General features: G+C 46.9%; 21 protein-coding genes. 13 read left to right on the forward strand and 8 right to left on the reverse strand.

Annotated elements, in window-relative coordinates:
- Positions 1-16: 16 nt before the first annotated feature.
- A complete protein-coding gene (locus K8S15_10560; protein MCD4776473.1) occupies positions 17-1,216 on the forward strand; it encodes a hypothetical protein in 1,200 nt (399 codons plus the stop codon).
- 91 nt (positions 1,217-1,307) lie between these two features.
- Here K8S15_10560 and K8S15_10565 read toward each other — a convergent pair whose 3' ends face one another.
- The 8 genes from K8S15_10565 to rho all read right to left on the reverse strand — a co-directional run bounded on the left by K8S15_10565 (position 1,308) and on the right by rho (position 9,880).
- Positions 1,308-2,549, reverse strand: a complete 1,242-nt coding sequence (locus K8S15_10565; GenBank protein MCD4776474.1) for a 6-bladed beta-propeller — start codon at positions 2,547-2,549, stop codon at positions 1,308-1,310.
- A gap of 16 nt (positions 2,550-2,565) precedes the next feature.
- On the reverse strand, positions 2,566-3,993 hold the full coding sequence (gene glnA / locus K8S15_10570) for a type I glutamate--ammonia ligase (protein ID MCD4776475.1): 1,428 nt from the start codon (positions 3,991-3,993) through the stop codon (positions 2,566-2,568).
- Positions 3,994-4,007: 14 nt separating this feature from the next.
- Positions 4,008-5,087, reverse strand: coding sequence for a flavodoxin-dependent (E)-4-hydroxy-3-methylbut-2-enyl-diphosphate synthase (ispG, locus tag K8S15_10575; protein MCD4776476.1), 1,080 nt, complete (start codon positions 5,085-5,087; stop codon positions 4,008-4,010).
- A gap of 200 nt (positions 5,088-5,287) precedes the next feature.
- The gene (gene prmC, locus K8S15_10580; GenBank protein MCD4776477.1) at positions 5,288-6,160 is read right to left on the reverse strand and encodes a peptide chain release factor N(5)-glutamine methyltransferase; all 873 of its coding nucleotides are present in this window, start codon (positions 6,158-6,160) and stop codon (positions 5,288-5,290) included.
- A gap of 4 nt (positions 6,161-6,164) precedes the next feature.
- On the reverse strand, positions 6,165-7,241 hold the full coding sequence (prfA, locus tag K8S15_10585; GenBank protein MCD4776478.1) for a peptide chain release factor 1: 1,077 nt from the start codon (positions 7,239-7,241) through the stop codon (positions 6,165-6,167).
- The gene (locus K8S15_10590; GenBank protein MCD4776479.1) at positions 7,228-8,256 is read right to left on the reverse strand and encodes a DUF1385 domain-containing protein; all 1,029 of its coding nucleotides are present in this window, start codon (positions 8,254-8,256) and stop codon (positions 7,228-7,230) included. Before K8S15_10590 ends, prfA begins: the two co-directional genes overlap by 14 nt.
- An 87-nt stretch (positions 8,257-8,343) precedes the next feature.
- The gene (gene rpmE / locus K8S15_10595) at positions 8,344-8,562 is read right to left on the reverse strand and encodes a 50S ribosomal protein L31 (GenBank protein ID MCD4776480.1); all 219 of its coding nucleotides are present in this window, start codon (positions 8,560-8,562) and stop codon (positions 8,344-8,346) included.
- A 37-nt stretch (positions 8,563-8,599) separates the two neighbouring features.
- Positions 8,600-9,880 (reverse strand): transcription termination factor Rho, encoded by a 1,281-nt coding sequence (gene rho / locus K8S15_10600; protein ID MCD4776481.1) that lies wholly within the window; start codon positions 9,878-9,880, stop codon positions 8,600-8,602.
- Positions 9,881-10,184: 304 nt separating this feature from the next.
- Here rho and K8S15_10605 point away from each other — a divergent pair, with 304 nt between their 5' ends.
- The 12 genes from K8S15_10605 (at position 10,185) to K8S15_10660 (ending at position 21,241) form a co-directional block, all read left to right on the forward strand.
- Entirely contained in the window at positions 10,185-11,201 is a 1,017-nt protein-coding gene (locus K8S15_10605) for a hypothetical protein (protein ID MCD4776482.1), read from the forward strand.
- Positions 11,189-12,199 carry a diguanylate cyclase gene (locus K8S15_10610; protein ID MCD4776483.1) on the forward strand — a complete coding sequence of 337 codons (1,011 nt, stop codon included), beginning with the start codon at positions 11,189-11,191 and terminating at the stop codon, positions 12,197-12,199. The genes K8S15_10605 and K8S15_10610 overlap by 13 nt, the downstream gene beginning before the upstream one ends.
- A 53-nt stretch (positions 12,200-12,252) precedes the next feature.
- A complete protein-coding gene (locus K8S15_10615) occupies positions 12,253-12,582 on the forward strand; it encodes a VanZ family protein (protein MCD4776484.1) in 330 nt (109 codons plus the stop codon).
- 150 nt (positions 12,583-12,732) lie between these two features.
- Entirely contained in the window at positions 12,733-13,005 is a 273-nt protein-coding gene (locus K8S15_10620; GenBank protein MCD4776485.1) for a hypothetical protein, read from the forward strand.
- An 18-nt stretch (positions 13,006-13,023) separates the two neighbouring features.
- Positions 13,024-13,698 (forward strand): LysM peptidoglycan-binding domain-containing protein, encoded by a 675-nt coding sequence (locus K8S15_10625; GenBank protein MCD4776486.1) that lies wholly within the window; start codon positions 13,024-13,026, stop codon positions 13,696-13,698.
- 74 nt (positions 13,699-13,772) lie between these two features.
- The gene (locus K8S15_10630; GenBank protein MCD4776487.1) at positions 13,773-14,735 is read left to right on the forward strand and encodes a PhoH family protein; all 963 of its coding nucleotides are present in this window, start codon (positions 13,773-13,775) and stop codon (positions 14,733-14,735) included.
- A 43-nt stretch (positions 14,736-14,778) separates the two neighbouring features.
- A complete protein-coding gene (locus K8S15_10635; GenBank protein MCD4776488.1) occupies positions 14,779-16,794 on the forward strand; it encodes an HDIG domain-containing protein in 2,016 nt (671 codons plus the stop codon).
- Positions 16,787-17,176 (forward strand): rRNA maturation RNAse YbeY, encoded by a 390-nt coding sequence (locus K8S15_10640; protein MCD4776489.1) that lies wholly within the window; start codon positions 16,787-16,789, stop codon positions 17,174-17,176. The genes K8S15_10635 and K8S15_10640 overlap by 8 nt, the downstream gene beginning before the upstream one ends.
- Entirely contained in the window at positions 17,173-18,393 is a 1,221-nt protein-coding gene (locus tag K8S15_10645) for a hemolysin family protein (GenBank protein MCD4776490.1), read from the forward strand. The genes K8S15_10640 and K8S15_10645 overlap by 4 nt, the downstream gene beginning before the upstream one ends.
- The gene (gene recO / locus K8S15_10650; GenBank protein MCD4776491.1) at positions 18,383-19,138 is read left to right on the forward strand and encodes a DNA repair protein RecO; all 756 of its coding nucleotides are present in this window, start codon (positions 18,383-18,385) and stop codon (positions 19,136-19,138) included. Before K8S15_10645 ends, recO begins: the two co-directional genes overlap by 11 nt.
- Positions 19,128-20,462: a glycine--tRNA ligase gene (locus tag K8S15_10655; protein MCD4776492.1), complete on the forward strand. Its 1,335-nt coding sequence runs from the start codon at positions 19,128-19,130 to the stop codon at positions 20,460-20,462. Before recO ends, K8S15_10655 begins: the two co-directional genes overlap by 11 nt.
- On the forward strand, positions 20,459-21,241 hold the full coding sequence (locus K8S15_10660; protein MCD4776493.1) for a glycosyltransferase family 2 protein: 783 nt from the start codon (positions 20,459-20,461) through the stop codon (positions 21,239-21,241). The genes K8S15_10655 and K8S15_10660 overlap by 4 nt, the downstream gene beginning before the upstream one ends.
- Positions 21,242-21,552: the final 311 nt, after the last annotated feature.

Here is a 21,552-nt window from a genome sequence, read left to right on the forward strand (position 1 = left end):
TTGAAGGGATGTTGTTATGAACAATGCAGTAAGAATAGTAATACTGTTTATCGGTATCACGGCTTTTTCCCTGTTGGGCTGTGGTGGCGGAGAACCCGCCGAACAGACCGAATCAGTTGAAGAAACTGAAACTGTTGGTCAGGAAGAAAGCACAGACGTAACTCCGGCTGCGGAAGCGGGAGGAGCCAACTCGGCTGTTGAAGCAATTTCTATCGATGTCGGCACAACAACAGGCGAACTCGAAACTGAGGAAAACGAGGACTGGTACGTCTTCAGCGTTGAGGGGGGAGAGACTTTTGAGTTAACTTTTGCTCCCGGTGACGAGGCGGAAGCAATTTCGTTTGATGTTCTGAACGGCGAACTGGATTGTATCTGGTACGAGAGCAATGTCCGTCCTCCAGTAACGCAGACTTTCAGCTATATGACATCCGCTGAGGCAGGCGGTGACTATTACGTAGAAGTATCGCAGGGGCAGCCGGGCACTTATTCAATCGAACTCTCCAAACAGATGCAGAACGACGCAAACTCCGGTATCGATGCCGGTAACAGCGCTGTACAAGCAATTGAAATCGCCACCGATGTGCCGTTTGAAGGACAAGTCGGAGATCTGGACGAAAATGACTGGTACGCGTTCGAAATTCCACAGGGCGATATTTTCACTTTAACGTTTACGCCGGGTGACGATACGGAATCAATCGATATTGACATATATAATAGCGAGCTGGACTGTTACTGGTACGAATCGAATGTTCATCCAGGCGTTACGGTTAACAAAACAGTAATAATGAGTTCCTCTTCCGGAGACACTTACTATGCGGAAGTGTCAGACGGTAAAGGGGCTTATACTCTCGAAATAAGCCTTACTTCGCAGGATGACGCGGGAATCGGAACAGACGCTGGTGACAGGGCTGTTGATGCCGTTCCAGTCGAGCTGGGAAATATGTATACAGGTCTTCTCGGAGACTACGATGAGCAGGACTGGTTCTCCGTTGAAATCGCGGAGGGGCAGATCGTTGGATTTACTGTAACTCCAGGGGATGACGGTGAAACCCTCGATGTTGATATGTACAGCCCCGAACAGGATAATCTGGGTTACGAGTCGAACATTGCCGCAGGCGTAACATGCGAGATGAGCCTTCCGGAGAATTCTCCCGCCGGAACGTACTATCTGGAATTATCCGATGGTCAGGGAAGCTATTCGTTCGTTATAGAGTAAATATATAGAAGAGGCTGCGCCCCTGTTTCAGCAGGGGCGCAGGACATTTCTTCATATTACTGTTCGGGTACTGATAGTTTAACGAGTTGAGCTATCTGGGCTCATCCTCAGTTTTTATGTAATCTTCGGTTCCCGGCAGATCTCCAATGAATATCTGTGGGTAATGCTCCGGATCGGCATCAAAGGCAAGTATCCGGTTTCCCCGGATTACTGTCTGCCATGTGCTTGCCTTTTCGCCCGCATCGAGTGCGGCGGTGAAAAGAAGGTTCCCTTCCATGTCGTAAACGTTATAGGAAGGTGTCAGGGTTGTCCCTTTTGTTACCCACAATCTGTCAAGTCCATCTACCCAAATCCCAGCTATTGCTATCCTGTATGGATCGGGCTCCCAGTTGGCCATCTCCGGGGGCATTCCTCCCTGGACCATTCTGCTGTTCACCATTTCAGTTTCTATATCGATCTCTTCCTGTGTTTTCAGCACACGCACGAAATTCTCGTCAGTTACGGTGAATAGTTCTTCCCCATCGGGATTCCAGGAGGCGAATTCGTACAGTTCCGAGGACATAGGCGCGGTAAAAACGATTCCCTCGGGCGTAGCCCCCAAGACGACAACATCTCCCTGCATTGAACTCAGGTCCGAAGGGTCGAAGGGTGACATGCTTTCGAAATAGATTACTGACGGCTCTGTTTCACCCAATTCCCATCTTGCAACGGTGAAACCAAGGAACATGCCTTCCTCGTTCTGAAGGAATTCTGGTTTCATGCCGATAATATCACCACCATTCACGGCTGTGAGAGAAGTGGGTGGTGACGGAAAGAAGCCCTGAACATCCATCATGTATTCCATATCGGTATCAAAATAGATCAGTTTTCCCGCCATCCCGTCCGAAACCACGGCTCCGGGTTCAAGAGAATCTACAACTGGCATTTCAGAAACAACGATGCCATTTTCTCCACTGAAGAACGACATTCCGCTGGCAAGCAGAAATTCCCCGGGACCGCTGCCCTGCCGGCCAATCCTCCGCACGAATTCCCCCGATGGAGAGAATATGCTGATACAGGATTGCTGCATATCCAGTACAGCTATCCTGCCCTCGGGAGTTACATCGGCTCCGACTATCTGACCGAATACGTAGTTGCTGTCTCCCAGCTCAATTCCAATCGAATTGGATATGGTTATGTAAACATCGGCTTCGGGAAGTACGTATTCCGCGGCCTCCGCGACTGCATTCCCTTCGTTGTCTCCGTCTGTGGATTCATCAGCTATCGGCTGCTCTCCTCCGCATGCGAGAGCGAGAATAAGTACACTAAACATCACGAACAGTATCTTCTTCATCTGTTCTCTCCTTTTTCTACAAACTGAAATAGAGGGAATGCTCTCTCGGATGAGGGCTTCCCAGAAAACTCGCTACTTCGTTCCTTTTCATCTCAAGATAACAATCGATCATTTCCTTCGAGAAAACGCTTCCTTCTTCAAGGAATTCCCTGTCGGTTTCCAGCGCATCAAGCGCTTCACCAAGGTTTGCGGGTAGTCTGTGAAGGTTTTCCGTATTGTAATCATCAGTGAATACATTCTCATCGATCGGGCCGTAACCGAGTTCCTCCGGATTCATTTCCTTCTTCATTCCATCAATCGCGGCCATGAGTATAGCGCTCATGGAAAGGTACGGATTGCTGCTTCCATCGGGAACTCTGTACTCGAACCGTATTGATTCAGCCGTTCTGGCATAGGATGGAATCCTTACGGCAGCACTTCTGTTGGGGCCCGAGAAGAATCTGTATGCGGGTGCTTCCTGTCCGGGAACAAGCCGATGGTAACTGTTGACCGTAGCGTTGCTGAAGGCGCATATAGCGGGAGCGTGATGAAGAATTCCAGCAATTGCGCTCAGGGCTGTCTGGCTTGCGCAACAATATCCATCCTGGTCAAAGAATATCCTTTTCTGTTTATCTGTCATGAACATGTGAAAATGCATACCTGAACCCGGCTCTCCTTCTGCCGGTTTGGGCATGAATGTCGCGGAAAGACCATACCTGAGAGCGACATTCCTGACGATGTGTTTGGTTAACATGATATTATCCGCGGCACTGAGAAAAGGTGTGAAAGTCACTTCAACCTCACTCTGCCCCATTCTGCCCACTTCATGATGGTGGTATTTAATCTGTATTCCAGCCTTCTGCATCTGCTTCGAAATCTCGGATCTTATATCGTGAAGGCTGTCCACAGGAAACATCATATGATATCCGGATTCGCAGGGATGAACAAATCCCTTGGATTCAGGGAGTTTTGAATGTTCCGGATTTTCAATACTGCCAACACGATAGCCCTGGCTTCCCCGCTCGGACCAGAAGGTTGCCTCATCGAAAATGTAGAACTCGAATTCGGGTGCCCAGTAACTGTCTGTCGCTATACCTGACTCTTTGAGGTAAGTGACTGCTTTCCTTGCTATTCCTCTCGGATCCCTGGAAAAGGCATCACCGCTTTCCGGATTAACAATGTCAGCGAAAATCACGAGCGTTTTTCTTTCGGTGAATGGATCTTCAAAAACCCTGTGCGGGTCGGGTCTTAGAATAAGGTCTCCAGCTTCAGTCCGGGTCATTCCTGTCAGAGTGGAGCCGTCAAACCCTACCCCTTTGAGAAAAAACTCTTCATCCACCATCGATGCCGGTACTGTCACATGACGCCAGTGTCCTTCAAGATCGGTGAACCTGATATCAAGCTCTTCATAATTCTCGCTCAGAATTCTCTCAAGCTGAATTTTCACTGTTTTGTTAGAGACCACTTCTTATCCTCCCGCTATTTTAACGATTTCTGAATGTAAGAATCTACAATTGATTCAAGATAGCCTTCAAGGTCGGAATCAGGTATCATCTCTTCATTTTTCCCATCAATGAAAAGCTGTATTCCCGATGGAGTTCCGATGAGAGCTACATCCGCGTCTCTTGCTTCCCCCGGTCCATTAACCTCGCACCCCATTACTGCTATAGTGATGTTTCCGATTTTACCCTCAAGCCCCTTCTGCACGGATTCGGCAATTCCGGCAACATCTATTCGGGTTCTCGCGCACGTCGGACAACTTATTACCCTTGGAAACCTTTGCCTGATATCCAGTGAAGAAAGAATCTCCCATCCAACCACAGGTTCCTTTTCTGGCGAACCCGAAAGCGAAATTCTTACAGTGTCACCGATACCCTCAGCCAGCAGAATTGAAAGAGCTACAGCGCTTCTAACACTTCCCGTCAAAAGGGGGCCTGCTTCAGTAACTCCCAGATGAAGGGGGTAATCGCATTCGGCGGAGGCCAGCCTGTTTGCCTCAATGGTAAGCGTTGGATCGCTCGATTTCAGAGAGAGGACAATATTCTTGAAATCCGCTTCTTCGAACAGCTCCAGATGTCTCTTCGCGGCAGCCCACATTGAATCTCTGTTCACCCCTCCGTACTTTTCCCTGAGATCACCCGGCAAACTTCCGGAATTAACTCCTATCCGGATGGGAACCTGAAGTTCCGATGCCTTTTCGGAGATTTTCCAGATATCAGCTTCTCGTCTGATGTTTCCCGGATTGAGCCTCAGTTTATCCGTTCCCGCTTCAAGTGCCATTATGGCAAGCTCCGGATCGAAGTGTATGTCCGAAACAATTGGAACTGTTGATCTCTCGATAATACTTCTCAGAGCAATAGCAGACTCTTTATCCGGCACTGCCACCCTGACGATTTCGGCCCCGCGTTTTGCCAGCATTTCTATCTGGCTGCAGACAGCATCTATATCGGTTGTAGGAACGTTCGTCATGGATTGAACGGATATTGGTGATCCGCCACCTATCGGCAGCCCTCCGGCAATAACTTTTCTTGTTCCGGATCTATTGATACGGATGCCCATTATCCTCCTGTCACAACACCACAATACTATACAGTAAGGAAATATGTATCCCTGGAAGATATTTTACAAGTTTATCGCATCTGAAAGACCGTTATGGATAGAGTAATACACGATTTAAATCAATCTACACAAGCAGCTCCAGCGTAAACCAGGCAATAGGATTCGGAGGTATCGGAGACAGTAACCTTCATTATCTGCAGTTAACAGGTTTTGTAAGTGCCGCAAGTGGCGTCCGACCCCTTTCGGGCGATGATGATTCTCATGCGGCCGGTAAGGTCATGGAGTGTCTTAACACTCATCCAAATAGGATCTTTCCTCAGAATATCGGAAATCGGTTCCACCTGCTCCCGATCCAGTTCAAGCGCGAGAATTCCACCCTTTGTGAGAATACCAGGCACAGTATCAATTAATCTGGAGATCAGCTCCAGCCCATCCGTTCCACCATCAAGCGCAATAAGCGGATCCCCATTCCTGACTTCGGGCTCAAGATCACTAATCTGACTCGAAGGAATGTAGGGAAGGTTCGCTATTACCCCATCGAATATTCTGGAATCCCTTCCGAACGTTTTTAGAAGATCTGTTCTGATAAATGACAGATTATCGGGTCCAAAAAGTTCACTGTTCCTTTGCGAAATTGTAAGGGCTTTCCGGCTGATATCCGTTCCGATAACCACCGCAGCGGGAAATTCAAGGGCCAGAGAAACCGCTATTACACCGGACCCGGTGCCAACGTCGAGAATGTAAGATGGTGAAGAGAGTTCCTTTATGAAACACTCCGTTAGAGACTCGGTTTCCGGGCGCGCTATCAGAGCGCCCCGCCCCGCAATGAAGGATCGTCCCAGGAAATCAACTCTGCCTGTAATATGCTGAAGTGGTTCCCTGTTTTTCCTTCTGAGGACGATTTCTCTGTACTGCTTAAGGCTGGAATCAATGATTTCGTTACTATGGTTCAGATATAGTTCGTGCCGTTTCCAGTTCATTAAATGGCACAGGAGGAGTTCAGCTTCCAGCCGGGGAGATTCGAGTTCACTGAACTCCTTCTCAGCCCATCTGCAGACTTCCAGAACTTTCATACTATCACAACCCCGACGAAACCTCCGAAAGGATTCGTTCCTGCTCGGCTTCATTAAGCGGTTTAATAACCTGATCAAGGTCTCCGCTGAGAATTTCTTTCAATGAATGCAGGGAAAGATGAATCCGATGGTCGGTAACCCTTCCCTGGGGAAAATTGTACGTTCTGATCTTAGCGCTTCTGTCACCGGAGCCAACCATACTTTTCCTGGCTTCAGCACGCTTGGATCTTTCCTCTTCCTGCTTTTTAGCGAACAGTCTTGATCGAAGTACTTTCAATGCCTTGGCCTTGTTCTTATGCTGGCTCTTCTCATCCTGACAGGAAACAACCAGGCCCGTGGGCACATGTGTAATGCGTACTGCGGAATCTGTCGTGTTAACACTCTGTCCGCCCGGTCCTGAAGAACGGTAGACATCGATTCGGAGATCCTCCTGGTTGATCTCAACCTCTACTTCCTCAGCCTCCGGAAGCACCGCCACTGTACAGGCGGAAGTATGAATCCTTCCAGAGGTTTCCGTTTCGGGTACTCTCTGAACTCTATGCACGCCCGCTTCGAACTTCATTCGGCGGTAGACACCCTTTCCTCTGAGAGCGAAGGTAATCTCCTTCAATCCTCCTTTTTCGGTACCGCTGCTGCTGAAAACTTCCTGTGACCATCCGTTCCTTTGCGAAAATGCGGTGTACATTTTGTAAACGTCCGCAGCGAATAGCGCTGCCTCTTCCCCTCCTGTTCCGGAGCGTATTTCTATTATCACATCCCTGTTGTCGTTGGGGTCGGGGGGGATCAGAAGCTTTTTCAGTTTTTCTTCCAGTTCCCCAAGTGCTTTTTCAATTACAGGTATCTCCAGGGTTGCCAGATCCGCCAGTTCCTTATCATCATCGTTCAAGTACTCCTTCATTTCTTCGATGGATGAACCTGCTTCATTAATCTTTTCAACTGTACCCAGAATTCTTGAAAGCCTGGCGCGCTCTTCGGTAAGAGAACGGATAAGAGGAGGCCTTTTCAGCGTTTCCGGAGAACAGAGACTTTCATCGATTTCTTTTACTCTCTGTTCCATGGATTCTATATCAGAGGCTTTCATTTTCCTCCTCGGGGCTTTCTCTCTTATCTTCGCTGTAAAACTCAACTTCCGGCCCTGGATCCCTGCCCAGCGAAACGTATAGAGACGCAACCGCCACCTTTATTTCTTCCAGTCCCGCTTTTCTCGTAGTAAGCTTCTGAAGAAGCAGTCCGGGAGCCGTTACCGCCCTTGCTAACGCTGAGGTTTCAAGATGTCTGTCCGCCAGTTTCAGCAGCTCATAACTCAGTCCCATGACAAGGGGTATGAGAGGCAAATGGTAAAGTATCCTGACAAAAGCGCTGGGACTTGTACCTGTCAATACTACGACCAGAGAATCGAAGATTCCATAGAACAGTATTGTGCCAAGCATGACCAGCAGCAGAAAACTGGTACCGCACCTCTGATGCAGGGGGCTCTGCTCAACAGCGTTCTCAGCCAGGGGAGAGAGTCCCTTCTCCCAGGCGTGAATGGTCTGATGCTCGGCACCATGATACATGAAAAGCCGTTTGACATCAGGCATGAACGATATTGCGCCCAGATAGAGAAGAAAGGCGATAATCCGAAATAGACCTGCAAGCATGTGAATCCCGAACTGCTGCCCGACTGCGGAAGAACCGTTTTCAAGTATCCATTTGCTGCTCTGCAAAGGCAGCCAGGCGAAAAGAACTATTGCGAGCATGAATGCCAGGGCTGTAGTAAGGAAAGTCCCTAAGCCTGAATTGCCCTTCACTCCGTCCTTCTTTTCTGAATTGGGGGATCCCTCAGCGATGAATGCTGACCAGTTAAGAGCTTTTATGCCAAGCCTGAGCGTGTCTATTAAAACCGCTGCTCCTCTGAAAATGGGTTTCGTCCAGATTCTGCTTCCGTCTTTGAGCTGCTTCATTTTCAGTTTTTTGGCAAGGATCTGCCCTCCGGGAGTTCTGACAGCTACAGCATTGGAAAAGGGAGAACGCATCATTACTCCCTCTATTACGGCCTGGCCGCCTGTTTTCGATTCCTCCGGAGCTGCTTCTTTGTCTATTTCAGGATTCTTCATTTTTCTCCTACTGCTGTGTGCCCTTTGAAACGGAATAAGGAAGGGGGAGCTTTTACTCCCCCTTCAGGCCGTATAAAGATTCAACAGTTATTTCTGGTTGCTATCCTCTTTTTTTCCATACCTCTTAAGATACTTGTCTACTCTTCCTGCAGAATCAACAAGTTTCTGTTTCCCCGTGTAAAAGGGGTGGCAGTTAGAACAGACATCGAACCTTTTGTCATCGCCCGTTGAACGGGTCTTGATCTTGTTTCCGCAAGTACAGGTAAATGTTACTTCATTGTACTTCGGGTGTATATCCTTTTTCAATTTAATTCCTCCGTGTTTTCAAGCAGAATCACCGGTTTTATTCCGACATGGTACCCATTGCGTCAAGAAATCTCTTGTTCGATTTGTGCTTTGAAAGCTGCTTCTTCAAGACTTCCATGGCTTCCACCGGGTTCATGTCAACAAGAATCTTCCTCATGATCCATATTCTGCTCAGGCTTTCTTCGTCAACCAGAAGTTCTTCTTTTCTGGTGCCCGATTTTGTTATATCAATCGCAGGCCATATTCTTCTGTCTGCAAGACGTCTGTCAAGGACTATCTCCGAATTGCCTGTTCCCTTGAATTCCTCGAATATAACTTCATCCATCCTGCTTCCGGTATCCACGAGCGCAGTACCTATTATTGTAAGGCTTCCTCCTTCAACAATATTCCTTGCCGCTCCGAAGAACCTTTTAGGTTTCTGAAGGGCGTTGGAATCCACTCCCCCCGAAAGGATTTTACCCGAATGGGGCATCACCTGGTTGTTCGCCCTTGCAAGCCTTGTTATGGAATCAAGAAGAATCACAACATCGTAACCGCTTTCAACAAGCCTCTTTGCCTTCTCAAGAACGATATCAGCTATCTGAATATGTCTTTTGGGAGCTTCATCAAATGTGGACGCTATTACTTCTCCATTAACATGTCTTCTCATGTCTGTAACTTCTTCGGGGCGTTCATCAATTAGAAGTATTAGAAGTTTCGTGTCGGGATGGTTCGCCGAAATGCTGTTTGCGAGATGCTGAAGCAGAATTGTTTTTCCAGCCCTTGGAGGAGACACTATCAAAGCTCTCTGTCCCTTGCCTATGGGGGCGAGAAGGTCAAGAATTCTTCCTGACATGTTGTCAGGGGTAGTTTCCAGATCAAACCTTTCTTCCGGATAGTAAGGAGTAAGTTTGTCGAATGACGGTCTGTCTTTTAAATCGTCCAGACTTTTTCCGTTAACACTTTCTATCCTTAGAAGAGCGTAGTACTTCTCTCCGTTTTTTGGGTTTCTCACCTGACCCGAAATAGTATCTCCAGTACCCAGGGAAAATCGTTTGATCTGAGATGGTGACACGTATATATCCGTTGAAGAAGGAAGGTAACAGCCTTCGTTAGATCTAAGAAAACCATATCCATCTGAAAGAACTTCAAGCACTCCTGTTGAAAATTCAAAACCGTTACTTTGCGTTTTCTTTTCAAGCAGCTTCACTATAAGATCTTTCTTTCGAATACCGCTTACTTTATCTAGTCCCTTTTCCTTAGCTATGGATTGAAGTTCAACAAGTGTCTTTCCTTCAAGGTCGTTCTGCGATAGTCCGGGCTGTGGTTTTCGGCTCATTTATCCTCTTCAGTTCGGGTTTGACCGGTGAAATACATTGATCGAAAGTGCCGACTAAGAAAGCCGGTACTGAATTTCTTGAAAGTTATGCGTTCTCAGGCTATAAAAGTTTTTTTGTTGAGCGGTACAAGGGGATTATTCAACGGCTTCCAGAGAAGTACCCCAAAAATCTGAAATTTTATGCTGGTCGTCAACCCCCTGCGGTACAGGAGCAAAATCCCGTTGGGACTTCAACCATCTGTTTCCACATATTCGAGATAGCTCCTATCCCTTACAATTGCAGAACAACCGAAGAGAGAACGCTTTGAGAATCCTGAGAATTCCCGGATACGCTGTTATACTCCTGCTATTTCTTGTGCTGGCTTCCGGCAGATTCCTTATCAGTGATCATGACCCGGCTATTCTTCTTCTTGGAACAAGCCTGCTTCTGCTTTCAGCAGCACTTGCAATGCTGGTTCAGAAGAAAACTGCATGGACAGATGGTAAAATCACGCTATACTGGATCTGCGCGGGTCTTCTTGTCAGTGTACAGCTTACGGGAGGTTCCGGAAGCATTTTCTATTCCGCCTATCTGCTGTTTCTGATGTGGGCAGCATTGCCTTCAATATCAGGAGAGGCGACTGAACTCGGCCTTCTTATAGGTCTTGTTGAGGCTTTCTCTCTTTTAAACGCCTCGATCTGGACCGGAGGGGATTCATTTATTTCCAGGCTTATTCCATTACTTCTCCCGGCATTGAAGGTACTTCTGGTTCCTTTCATTTTCGGACTGACTTCGGATTGGCTCATGGAAAGAGAATTCTCTTCTGGAAAAGCTGAACCCTGCGAGAGAGACGGGAGATCGAAGAAAAGGGATAAGACCTCCACGCTGATTGACTCAAATACCTCATACCCCCTTCTCAATATTATGCACAGGAATAGCAAAGCGGATTCAACGTGCCTTTTTACTCGAAGCGATAATGGATTTTTCCGGCTTACAGAGTACATCGCGGCGGATAATGCAGTTATTTCAAAGTTCATGATTCCGTCCCAGCACAGGCTCGCGAGAATTGTTGAGAACAGCAAAGAAACAGTTTCAATCAGAGTGAACTCCAAAGAAGAGCGGTCTGAACTTACTCCTTATCGTTTTCCTCGACTTGAAGACGAGGGGTCGCTCTGGATCGTCCTGTGTCCTTTAATGGGAGATAATACACTCGAAGGGTTTTTGCTTCAGGATTTTTCTGGAGACAGACCATCCGCGCGAAACTGTCCGGATTTTTTCAAGCGTCAGGTAACAGAGAACGCTTTCCCCCTTCGGATGACTTTTCATGGATGGCAAAGCTAGTTTCCGCATGCAATGAAGAGAGTCTGGATAAAACTGTACACGAAATGGCAGGTATTCTATCCGGAATAGTACCTGACTCTACTATTTCAGTAGCCGATGTTGATAGTTCGCACGGCAGAACAAGGGTATGGGTTTCCAGAGGCCCCCTTGCCAGATGGCGCCGGGGGAAGGTCTTCGACAGTTCCGCTGGAATGGCTGGATGGATTGTGAAGAACAGGGTGCCCTGTAGACGTTCCAGAATTAAGTACGGTGAAAACAGTGTAAATGCTTTCACTGTCAAATCAGACATGCAAGATAGAACTGGAAGCTGTATGGGAGTTCCTGTAGTCAGAGACAGGGAAGTTATCGCCCTTATTATGGCGGAACATGAAACCGATAACGCTTTCATGCAGCATCACGAAGCGATTCTGCTTGTAGCAGCGGAAATTTTCTCTATGAGAGAAGAACTTGCCGGATTGAGGCAAAGGTTTTTAACTATTTCTGGAAAAGATACTTTAACCGGTCTTCCCGGCATAACTCTTTTTAACAGTCACCTGCATCAGATGGCGAAAGAAGTGCAGACATATGGCTGGTATGTAGGGGTAATTGTAGCAGATTTAGATGGATTTGATTCATTAAACCAGAAACTTGGCTACAGAGAGGGAGATCGTCTTCTTACGAATGCAGCAATCATTTTCCGTAACTGTTTCCCGGATGATGTTTTCATTGCCAGGATAGGACCGGATAGTTTCGCGGCCTGCATTCCCAAGGCAGGGAAGGCTGTGATGGAAGCCATGAGCCAGAGAGTGACGGATGCTCTGTCGTTTGAATACAGAAGGAGGACAGCTGATTCTTTTGTATCGGTATCCGCCTCCGTAGGCAGTGCGTATACCCACGTTAACAGAAAGGTTCTGCTTTTAAGCATGGAAGCGGAAAAAATCGTTAAGGAAGCTTCAGCATCCGGCCCGGGTACCTGCATTGTTAGAAAAATCGGGCTTGCAGTCCCCGAGAAAAGATGATGCCTTCGAAGAGTTGCTTTATCACAACAGTAAAAAGAGGTTCTCTGCTCTTAATGCTGGGAGGAATATTTTACCTCAGCCATCAACCTTCATTAGAGGTGATTCCACCTCTTTTCCCTCATCAGGACAAGGTCTTTCATGCCGGGATATTTTTTCTTCTGTTCATCTCGATGATTATCAACCGGGATCTCTGCCGTGGTTTTCATCCTGCCCCTGTCCTGTTCACATTCGGGGTTATTTATGCTGTCAGTGATGAGATACACCAGAGTTTTGTTCCTGGAAGAGATTGCTCCGCGGGAGATCTTATTGCGGACATTGCCGGACTAGCAATTGGCCTTTTCGCATATTTATATTACTCCAAGGTGCATTTGAAAGCAAGTTGAATCTTCATGCTAGATTCTTCTTGACATCAAATACTATTTCGTTAAGATTCTATATTGGTGTTTAGCCGTACGAGTATATGAAAATGTATGCGTACTTTTGTATTACCGTAAATAACGTAAACCAAACTAAATCGAGAGGAGGTGCCAGGTATGCTCAAGGCGAGAACAAAATGGTTCTGTCTTGGACTCCTGAGCGTGTCCCTGCTGTTTGCAGCATGTGGACCAAGCGCCGCAGAACTTCAGGCAAGAGACGATGCACGCGCAGCAGCTCTCGCTGCAGAAGCCAGAGCAGATGGCCTTGAGGAAGAACTCGAAACTCTTCCGGGTCACATTGCTGATGAACTTGAACAGATTACTGCACTCGAAGCAGAACTTGCTGAACTTCAGCAGGAATATCATGCACTCGGCGGCGCAGGCCGTTAGCAAGGAAAGGGGAAACCAGTGAAGCGTACAATAGTATTAGCTCTGATGATTTGCCTCGGCCTTGCATCTACGGGTCTTGCCAAGACCTGGACTGCCGAGGAACTTTCTGCTTATTCACAAGCACAAATTGAAGCAATGGGAAACGATGACATTCATCTTCAGATCGCGTACTGGGAATGGAGAAAAGCCGAGGCCGATGTTCGCATAGCCGAGCTTGAGCCTCAGGTTCTTCCTCTCAGAGAAGAACATGCAATCGTTGATGCCAGAATCGCTGAACTCACAAGCGAGATCAACGCCCTCAGGGCCGAAATCGCTCGTTTGCGCAGCGCCGGTGTCCGGCATACCATTCTTGATGGAGAATGTCTCTGGACAATTGCATCCTATCACTACAACTACGGTGATGGTTCACAATGGCCTCTCATCTACGAACGCAACCGCGACACCATCAGTGACGCCAATCTTATCTACGCGGGACATACTCTCTGGGTACCGCTACCGATGCTCAGCAGTTACACCGTTATCGAGGGAGATTTCCTCGGTAAGATTGCTGGATTCAGCAGAGTTTACGACGACAGAGGTATGTGGCCACAGCTTTACGAAGCTAATCGCGACATAATCAGCGATCCTAACCTGATCTACCCTGGACAGGTTCTTGACATCACTCGCTCGGCGAGTTTCGGAGGATCACGCTAGAATTATCAGCGGAAATGGACAGCTCTTCACAATTCTTGTGGAGAGCTTTCCTTTTATCTGAAAGTATTAGTTAAGTGCACGATCTTTCAACAGAAGAAGCAAAAATTGCCCTTCAAAGGGAATCCGCAGCCAGAATCTTCGGTACCGGAGACATTAACCTTCGAAATATATGCAAAGCTCTTGGCATTAAAGCTATTTACAGAGACGGATACCTTAGCATCTCCGGCAGCAGAGAAGCGGTGGAGAAGGCAAAAGCCGTTATTGTAAGGCTTGAACATGAGCTTAAAGTCTCCGGCATACTCAGCGATCACAGTATTAATGCCGCATTGTGTTTTCCGGGAAAGCATGACGTATCTCTTGAACTCTCCGTTCCGGGACGTGCGGGGCGAATCCTTCCGAAAACGTCCGGACAGGAAGAATACTTGCGTTCTATAAGAGATTCAGAAATAGTCTTTTGCATAGGTCCAGCCGGTACTGGAAAAACTTTTCTCGCTGTTGCCAGTGCTGTGTCCTCTCTTACTGACGGTGAGGCTGAAAGAATAATTATTTCGAGGCCTGCTGTTGAGGCGGGAGAAAGCCTGGGATTCCTCCCGGGAGATCTCCAGCAAAAGATAGATCCTTATCTGAAACCCGTATATGATGCCCTTGATGACACTCTATCCCCGGAAAGGGTGCGTCGATCAATAGATAACAGGATTATTGAAGTTGCTCCCCTCGCGTATATGAGAGGCAGAACCCTGAACAACGCCTTCGTTATTCTCGATGAGGCTCAGAATACCACCATAACACAGCTCAAGATGTTCCTGACAAGGCTCGGATACGGTTCGAGAGCAATTATAACGGGCGACATCACACAGATAGACCTGAAGCCAACTTCATCATCCGGGCTTGTGTTAATAAGAAAAATCCTTTCAGGTATAAAAGGAATCGAGTTTACATACCTTGACCAGAACGATGTTGTAAGACACCCTCTTGTCCAGAGGATTATTGCGGCTTTTGAACGCGATTCGGACGAAAGCAAAGAGGATCTCCAATGACAGTTATTTGCAGGTTTCACGAATTTCAACAGATTCCGTTACAATGAAAATAAGAAACATACTTATCGGCAGCCTTATTACTGCTGTGTTCTTAGGCACCTTTTACCTGTTTTTCATGCCTGACCACCATATTATTGATCTTGAGCTTACTATCGGTCAGACTATTCCTAATGATATCGTTGCTCCATTTGATTTTAATCTTCCATACAACGATGAGGAATTCGATGAAATTCGCGATGAAATGCTCGAATCGATTCCTGTACATCTGAAGTACGACGAAACTGTCTGGCAACCCCTGAGAGACAGGCTTTATCCCCTGATGCTTCTGACAACCTACGACTCATCTTTCGCAAGGGGTATGGTTGGGGAACTTTCATCGATTTACGAAGACGGAGTGTTCGACCTTGACAACGTGCGTGAATTCTACAGCGGAGAACAGGCCGTTATCCTGGGTTCCTCCAGCACAGAGGATAGACAGCTTTTCGATCTTAACGAAATAGAGGATGTAAGAGAAATTCTTGAGATAAGAATGGGGAGATGGGATCTTCCCAGCGGTGACCTCAACGAGATATCATCCATTCTTCTGCCCAATCTCATCGTGAACGATTCGTCCAGGCAGGTGAACGCGGAAACCGTCATTGCAGGAATCAGTAATATTGATACAACGATAACTGCGGGAAGTATCCTTCTGAAAGCTAACGAACCGGTGACTTCGAGAACCATCGAATATCTTGACTACCTGAAAAACACTCCTATGGAAAGCCTCTTCTTCAATCATGTTTCATGTCTGTTGCTTCTCGTTATCCTACTAATGGGAGTAGCATTCTTCTACGTTCATGACATCATGCCGGATACATGGGAATCAACCAATCGTTTTCTTCTCCTTGGTGTTATCTGGATAATATCCCTTGCCACAACCGGAACCCTATGGCTGGCGCTTAAGAACAGTACTGGTTATCCCTGTTATACGCTGGTTACATTCGGAGCAGCCATGACCAGTATTTTCTTTCATAGAAGACATGCGATTTTTTTCACCCTGTTCTTCTCTTTACTTCTCGGCCTCGTTCATCCTCATCCCTACTCCGTTGTGCTGATTTCGGCTGTTTCAGGTATTCTGGCTACTCTCACCGTATGGGATGTCAGGGAAAGGCGCAGTATCCCTGTAGCGATAGGTCTGTCGGCTACCGGAGGTATCGCTGTTTATCTTCTTCTTCACATGTATAATACCTCACTCTACCCATCGTCACCAATGGAATCTATGCTGGGGCTTCTGCTTGTTCCCGTTATTGGTATAGGTTCCGCAAATGCGCTTCTTTTCCTTTTCGAACGAATTTTCGGAGTTTACACTGTCCTTTCCATCGATGAAGTGAACAAAACCGACCACCCTCTTCTAAAGCATATGCGGGATATCGCTCCGGGAACATGGAATCACTCGCAGACTGTCGCTGAGCTTGCCAGCCGGGCAGCGGGGGCAATTGATGCCTGGGAATCACTCGCTTCCGCAGGAGGATATTTCCATGACATAGGCAAGATGAATGCCCCTGAGCTTTTCATTGAGAATCAAAGAAACATGGAAAATCCTCATGACAGTATGAACCCTCGGGATAGCGCCGGAAAAATCATCGCACATGTGAAAAATGGAGTGGAGCTCGCGGAAAAGGCAAAGATTCCCCGGGCTGTTATCGATATTATTCAGCAGCATCATGGAGTTGGTCTCACCAAATTCTTCTACAATAAAGCACTTCAGGAATCAAGTGATCCGCAAAGTGTAAAAAAGAGTGACTTTTCATATCCCGGCCCGAGACCCTTTACCATAGAGGCGGCCCTTGTCATGCTTGCGGATCAGACTGCGTCAATCACCAAGAATCTGACCTCTCCCGATGAAGTAGCTGAACTGGTTGCTAAGATTGTAGATCAAAAAGACCTTGAGGGTGAACTTGATGACTGTCACCTTACTCGAAGAAATCTCAAGACAATTGTGAAAGTGTTCACGTCAGTCCTGGAAAGCAAATTTTATAAGAGGGTAGACAATTATCCAATTGGTGATTCAAATGACTGAAATCAGCATAATCCTTGAGAATGCCGGCTTCGACAAAGATGAGCTTGAGAGCCTGATAGGGAACCAGATGGATGGTTCCGTTGAAATTGTCCTTGCTGACCCGGGTTATCTAAGAGTTCTTAACAGGAAGTACCGTCACCTTGACAAAGCAACTGATGTCCTTACTTTTGATCTGGCTTTAAACGATGAGGACAGACCGGAAGGTACGATTTTCGTTGACGGGCGGCTCTTCCCTCCATTTGAAGAACTTCTTGAAAGGATCTTTCACGGGTATCTGCACCTTAAAGGATATTCCCACCGTAACGAGAAGGATGCTGGCATTATGAGCCGGAAAGTTGATTCTCTTGTTGCAAATGCCCTTAGAAACCAGGCTGAAAATTGATTACCACAGCCACGCTGTATATAGCAGGTCTTTCAGTTTTATTCCTATCATCGGGAATCAGATCCTGCATACCTGAGCTTACTCTCTCGGAAGGCAGGGATACTTCCGAACGCAGACATGCGGCCATTTTTCACCTGGGTATACTCCGGCTGATGAATTTTGCCGGTACGGTTTCCTCCGGAGTGGGCGCAATACTGCTGGCAGGGGATATTTCTTTACATATATCCTTGCCATACTGGGCTATAACTCTCATCCTTGTTCTAGCGGCTTTCATTCTTTCGGTAATACTGCCATCTCTTATCGCAAAAAAGAATGCCCTTCGCGTTCTATCCATACTGAAGGCTCCCTACTGGATGATCTCTCTCCCTTTCCGCCTACCTGCTCTTCTTCTTTTCGGATTAAACAGGGACACGAATCCCGATTTTATTGACTGGTTCATTACTCCTCCGGACGTCATCTGGCTGGAACGGCGCAGGGAAAAGGGTGATCCGGGGGAATATGAAAAAGAGCAGGAACTCATGGACAGTATTATCGATTTCTCAGACAAGATCGTAAGGGAAGTCATGGTTCCACGGATCGACATGATTTGCGTGGAGATAAAAGCAGATCTATCAACGATATTCGATGAACTGAAAAAAGCCGGTCACTCCAGAATACCCGTTTACGAAGAAAAAATAGACAACATCCGCGGAGTGCTGTATGCCAAGGATATTCTTGTTCTTCTTTCGGAAGATGAAAATAATTTTAAGTTGAGAGACATTTTAAGGAAACCTTACTTCGTTCCCGAATACAAAAGAATCGATGAACTCCTTCGCGAGTTTCAGTCGAACAGAATTCATATGGCTGTGGTTGTCGACGAATATGGCGGAACAGCAGGACTCGTCACAATAGAAGACATAATGGAAGAGGTTTTCGGCGAGATACTTGACGAATACGACAAAGAAGCTCTTCTCGTAAGAAAACTCGATGACAACTCTTATATTCTGGATGCCCGCATACCCATTGACGATCTGAACGAACTACTCGACACCACTTTCGAAGACGTAGACTATGAAAGCCTTGGAGGAATGGTTTACCAGCTTATGGGCAAAATTCCCCGGCAGCATGATGCGGCCGAGCTATCCGGCTACATATTCACCGTTGAACAGATAAAGGCACAGCGAATTCTTTATGTCAGAGTAGAGCCAGTTGGTATCGCGGGAGATAATGCAGGCTAGAGTCACAACTCCGTCATTTGTTATTCGCAGAGTTCGATGGAGTGAATCATCACTGATACTGACTCTGTATTCGTTGGACTTCGGAAGGATCTCCGCAATAGCCAAAGGAGCCCTCAGGCCGAAAAGCTCTTTCTATGGGAGACTTGAGCTTCTTTCTATGGTGGATATTTCTCTTTCCCGTCGCGAAGGCAGAGAAATGGATACAGCCACTGAAGCCACAGTTCTTAACCATTATGAATCAATCCGCGGCAATCCTGATGCCTTTGTTCATTCCTGCGTTTTCATTGAATGGCTTTTAAACACGATATCAGGCAGCGAGCCTTCTCATCCCATGTTCCATCTTATAAGCGGCGTTCTTGATAACTTCGACGCAGGCGCTCCTTACTGGCCTGTGTTATGTTCCGGAATCGAGAAGTCTTTAAGACTTTCAGGTTTCGCTATGGAGATCGACCGATGCACGCGATGTGGAGGGAATCCAGGAAATTCATCGATGTGGGATACTGCTTCAGGTGGTATTGTCTGCACTAACTGCGACGAAAGTTCCGAAAAGATCCCCCCCGGGCTTATAGCGTTCATACGTAAATCAAGAAGCAGCAGGCTCGACAAAGTTCGAAATTTGAAACTCTGGCAGGGCGGATACAGGCAATGTTTTGATCTTATGAGAAAATTCGCGGAAGTACATATGGAAATAAAAATGAAATTGAAATCACTTTCAGTACTGGAGGCCCTTGAAAATGACCGCTGATGTTACGGACCTGATGAAAAAGCTTGTATCTCTCTGTAAAAGACGTGGATATGTCTTTCAATCGGGAGAGATATATGGAGGGCTTCAATCCTCATGGGACTACGGCCCTCTGGGCATCGAATTGAAAAAGAACATTGAAAACAGCTGGTGGAATTTCATGGTAACTACAAGGATGAACGTTGTGGGGATGGATTCAGCCATAATAACACATCCCGATGTCTGGAAGGCTTCGGGACACCTGAAAAATTTTCATGATCCCATGGTTGACTGCATGAAATGCAAAAGCAGGTTCCGGCTGGATCATATTGAAGGGGACACCTGTCCTGAATGTGGAGGACCTTTGACCGAACCAAGGGATTTCGGTCTTATGTTCAAAACACAGATGGGCGCTCTGGAGGACGATTCATCCACTGTCTACCTCCGCCCGGAAACCTGCCAGCCGATTTTCGCGAATTTCAGGAACATCGTAACCGCGACAAGGCAGAAACTTCCCTTCGGAATAGCTCAAATGGGCAAAGCTTTCAGGAACGAGATCACTGCTCGGAATTTTGTTTTTCGGTCAAGGGAATTCGAACAGATGGAAATGGAATTCTTCTGTCTCCCCGAAGAGGCGGATAAATGGTTTGAATTCTGGCTGGACGAGAGAATGAAATGGTATTACGAACTCGGCATAAAAAGCGGGAATCTGAGAACCCGTAGACATGATGACAGTGAGCTTGCTCATTACGCCAGTTCCTGTTTCGACATAGAATACACTTTTCCTTTCGCTACAAACGGCTGGGGTGAGCTTGAGGGCGTAGCTAACAGAACCGACTTCGACCTGAAGGCGCACATTGAAGGTAGCGGTCAGGATCTATCGTATCACGATCAGGTTAACAATACAAAGACCGTTCCATACGTTATAGAATCAAGCGGAGGCATTGGAAGGACGATGCTTGCCGTTATGCTGGACGCGTACCGCGAAGAGGAAGTGGAAGGAAGAGAAAGGGTTGTTCTCGGTCTTCACCGCGATCTTGCCCCCATCAAGGCCGCTGTACTGCCGCTTTCAAAGAAGCTTTCCGAAAATGCGATGGAAGTTTTCGATACTATCAGACCCCATTTCCCGGTAACGTACGACGTAACGGGATCGATCGGAAAGCGGTACAGGAGAATGGACGAGGCGGGTACGCCTTTCTGCATAACCTACGATTTTGATTCCCTTGATGACAAGATGGTCACCATCCGCGAACGTGATTCCCTTGAGCAGATGAGAATACCGGTTGAGACTCTGGCAGATAAACTGAAGGATCTTATTGATAATGGCTGGCCCGAAGAAGGAGTATGAAACCGTTTTCTGTAGTAGTACCGACATGGAAGAATCTGGAATACCTGGATCTCATGTACAGAGGTCTCACCAGAAACAGCGCTGTGCCTCATGAGATAATTATCTTCTTCAACGAATTCGATAAATCCTGCGAAAAGTGGTCTGAGGGTAAGAGCGTATTGTACTGTGGTTCCGAAAAGAACACCGGTGTATGTCCAGCAGTCAACAGAGCGGCGGAATTGGCAACGACAGATTTCATCTGTTACATGAACGATGATATGTACCCTCTGCCCGGCTGGGATACCGCACTTGCGGGATATCTCGGTCTTGCCGATAAGCTGTGGCTATCCGGAACGGCTATAGAACCCGGTAATTCCACTCCATGTTACATTGGAAACAGTAATTACGGTGATTCCCCGTCGGTTTTCGAAGAAGAGAAACTCCTAAAAGAGTATAGAACTCTCATAAGACCATACAATGTGGTCAGTACCTGGACCCCTGTTCTCCTTTCCAGAAAAGACTGGGAGGCTATCGGCGGGTTCGATGAGGAGTATTTCCCGGGTTTCGGCAGCGACCCCGATCTTGCCATGAAAATGCATAATTACGGATGCCGGCATTTCGTAGGAGTGGGAAACAGCCTTGTCTACCATTTCGCCAAGCGGACAACTGCCCGTTTTAGCGGCCCGGAAACCATGGATCCACGAAAGTACTTTCAGAATAAATGGGGAATAACCTGGAAGAAATTCTTCAAAAAGGTCATCAAGCGCAACTCCGTCATTTCCCCTGAACTTCTCAATTAAGCACGGAATCAGTGGCCAAATTAACCGAACTGCGTATAGTTATCATTCAAGATAATTACGTCATCTTCCTGAAGACGATTATCCCCAGTCGAAAGATGACAAAGAAATACTTGGGAGAAGATAGAGAATGAAACTTACAAAGGAAGAAAAGGAAATCCTTGACTCTGTTGAAAATGGAGGATAATAGCACAAATGCATGAACCAGCCACAATTGCAAAGCTATGACCCAGATTAATATCTGTGCTGGTTATGCAAACGTTATAGCTAAGAAAAGGAGAACCAATGTCATTAATAGCATTCTTGATTTCTTT

Source organism: Candidatus Aegiribacteria sp. (assembly GCA_021108005.1).
Taxonomy (GTDB): domain Bacteria; phylum Fermentibacterota; class Fermentibacteria; order Fermentibacterales; family JCC-6; genus Aegiribacteria.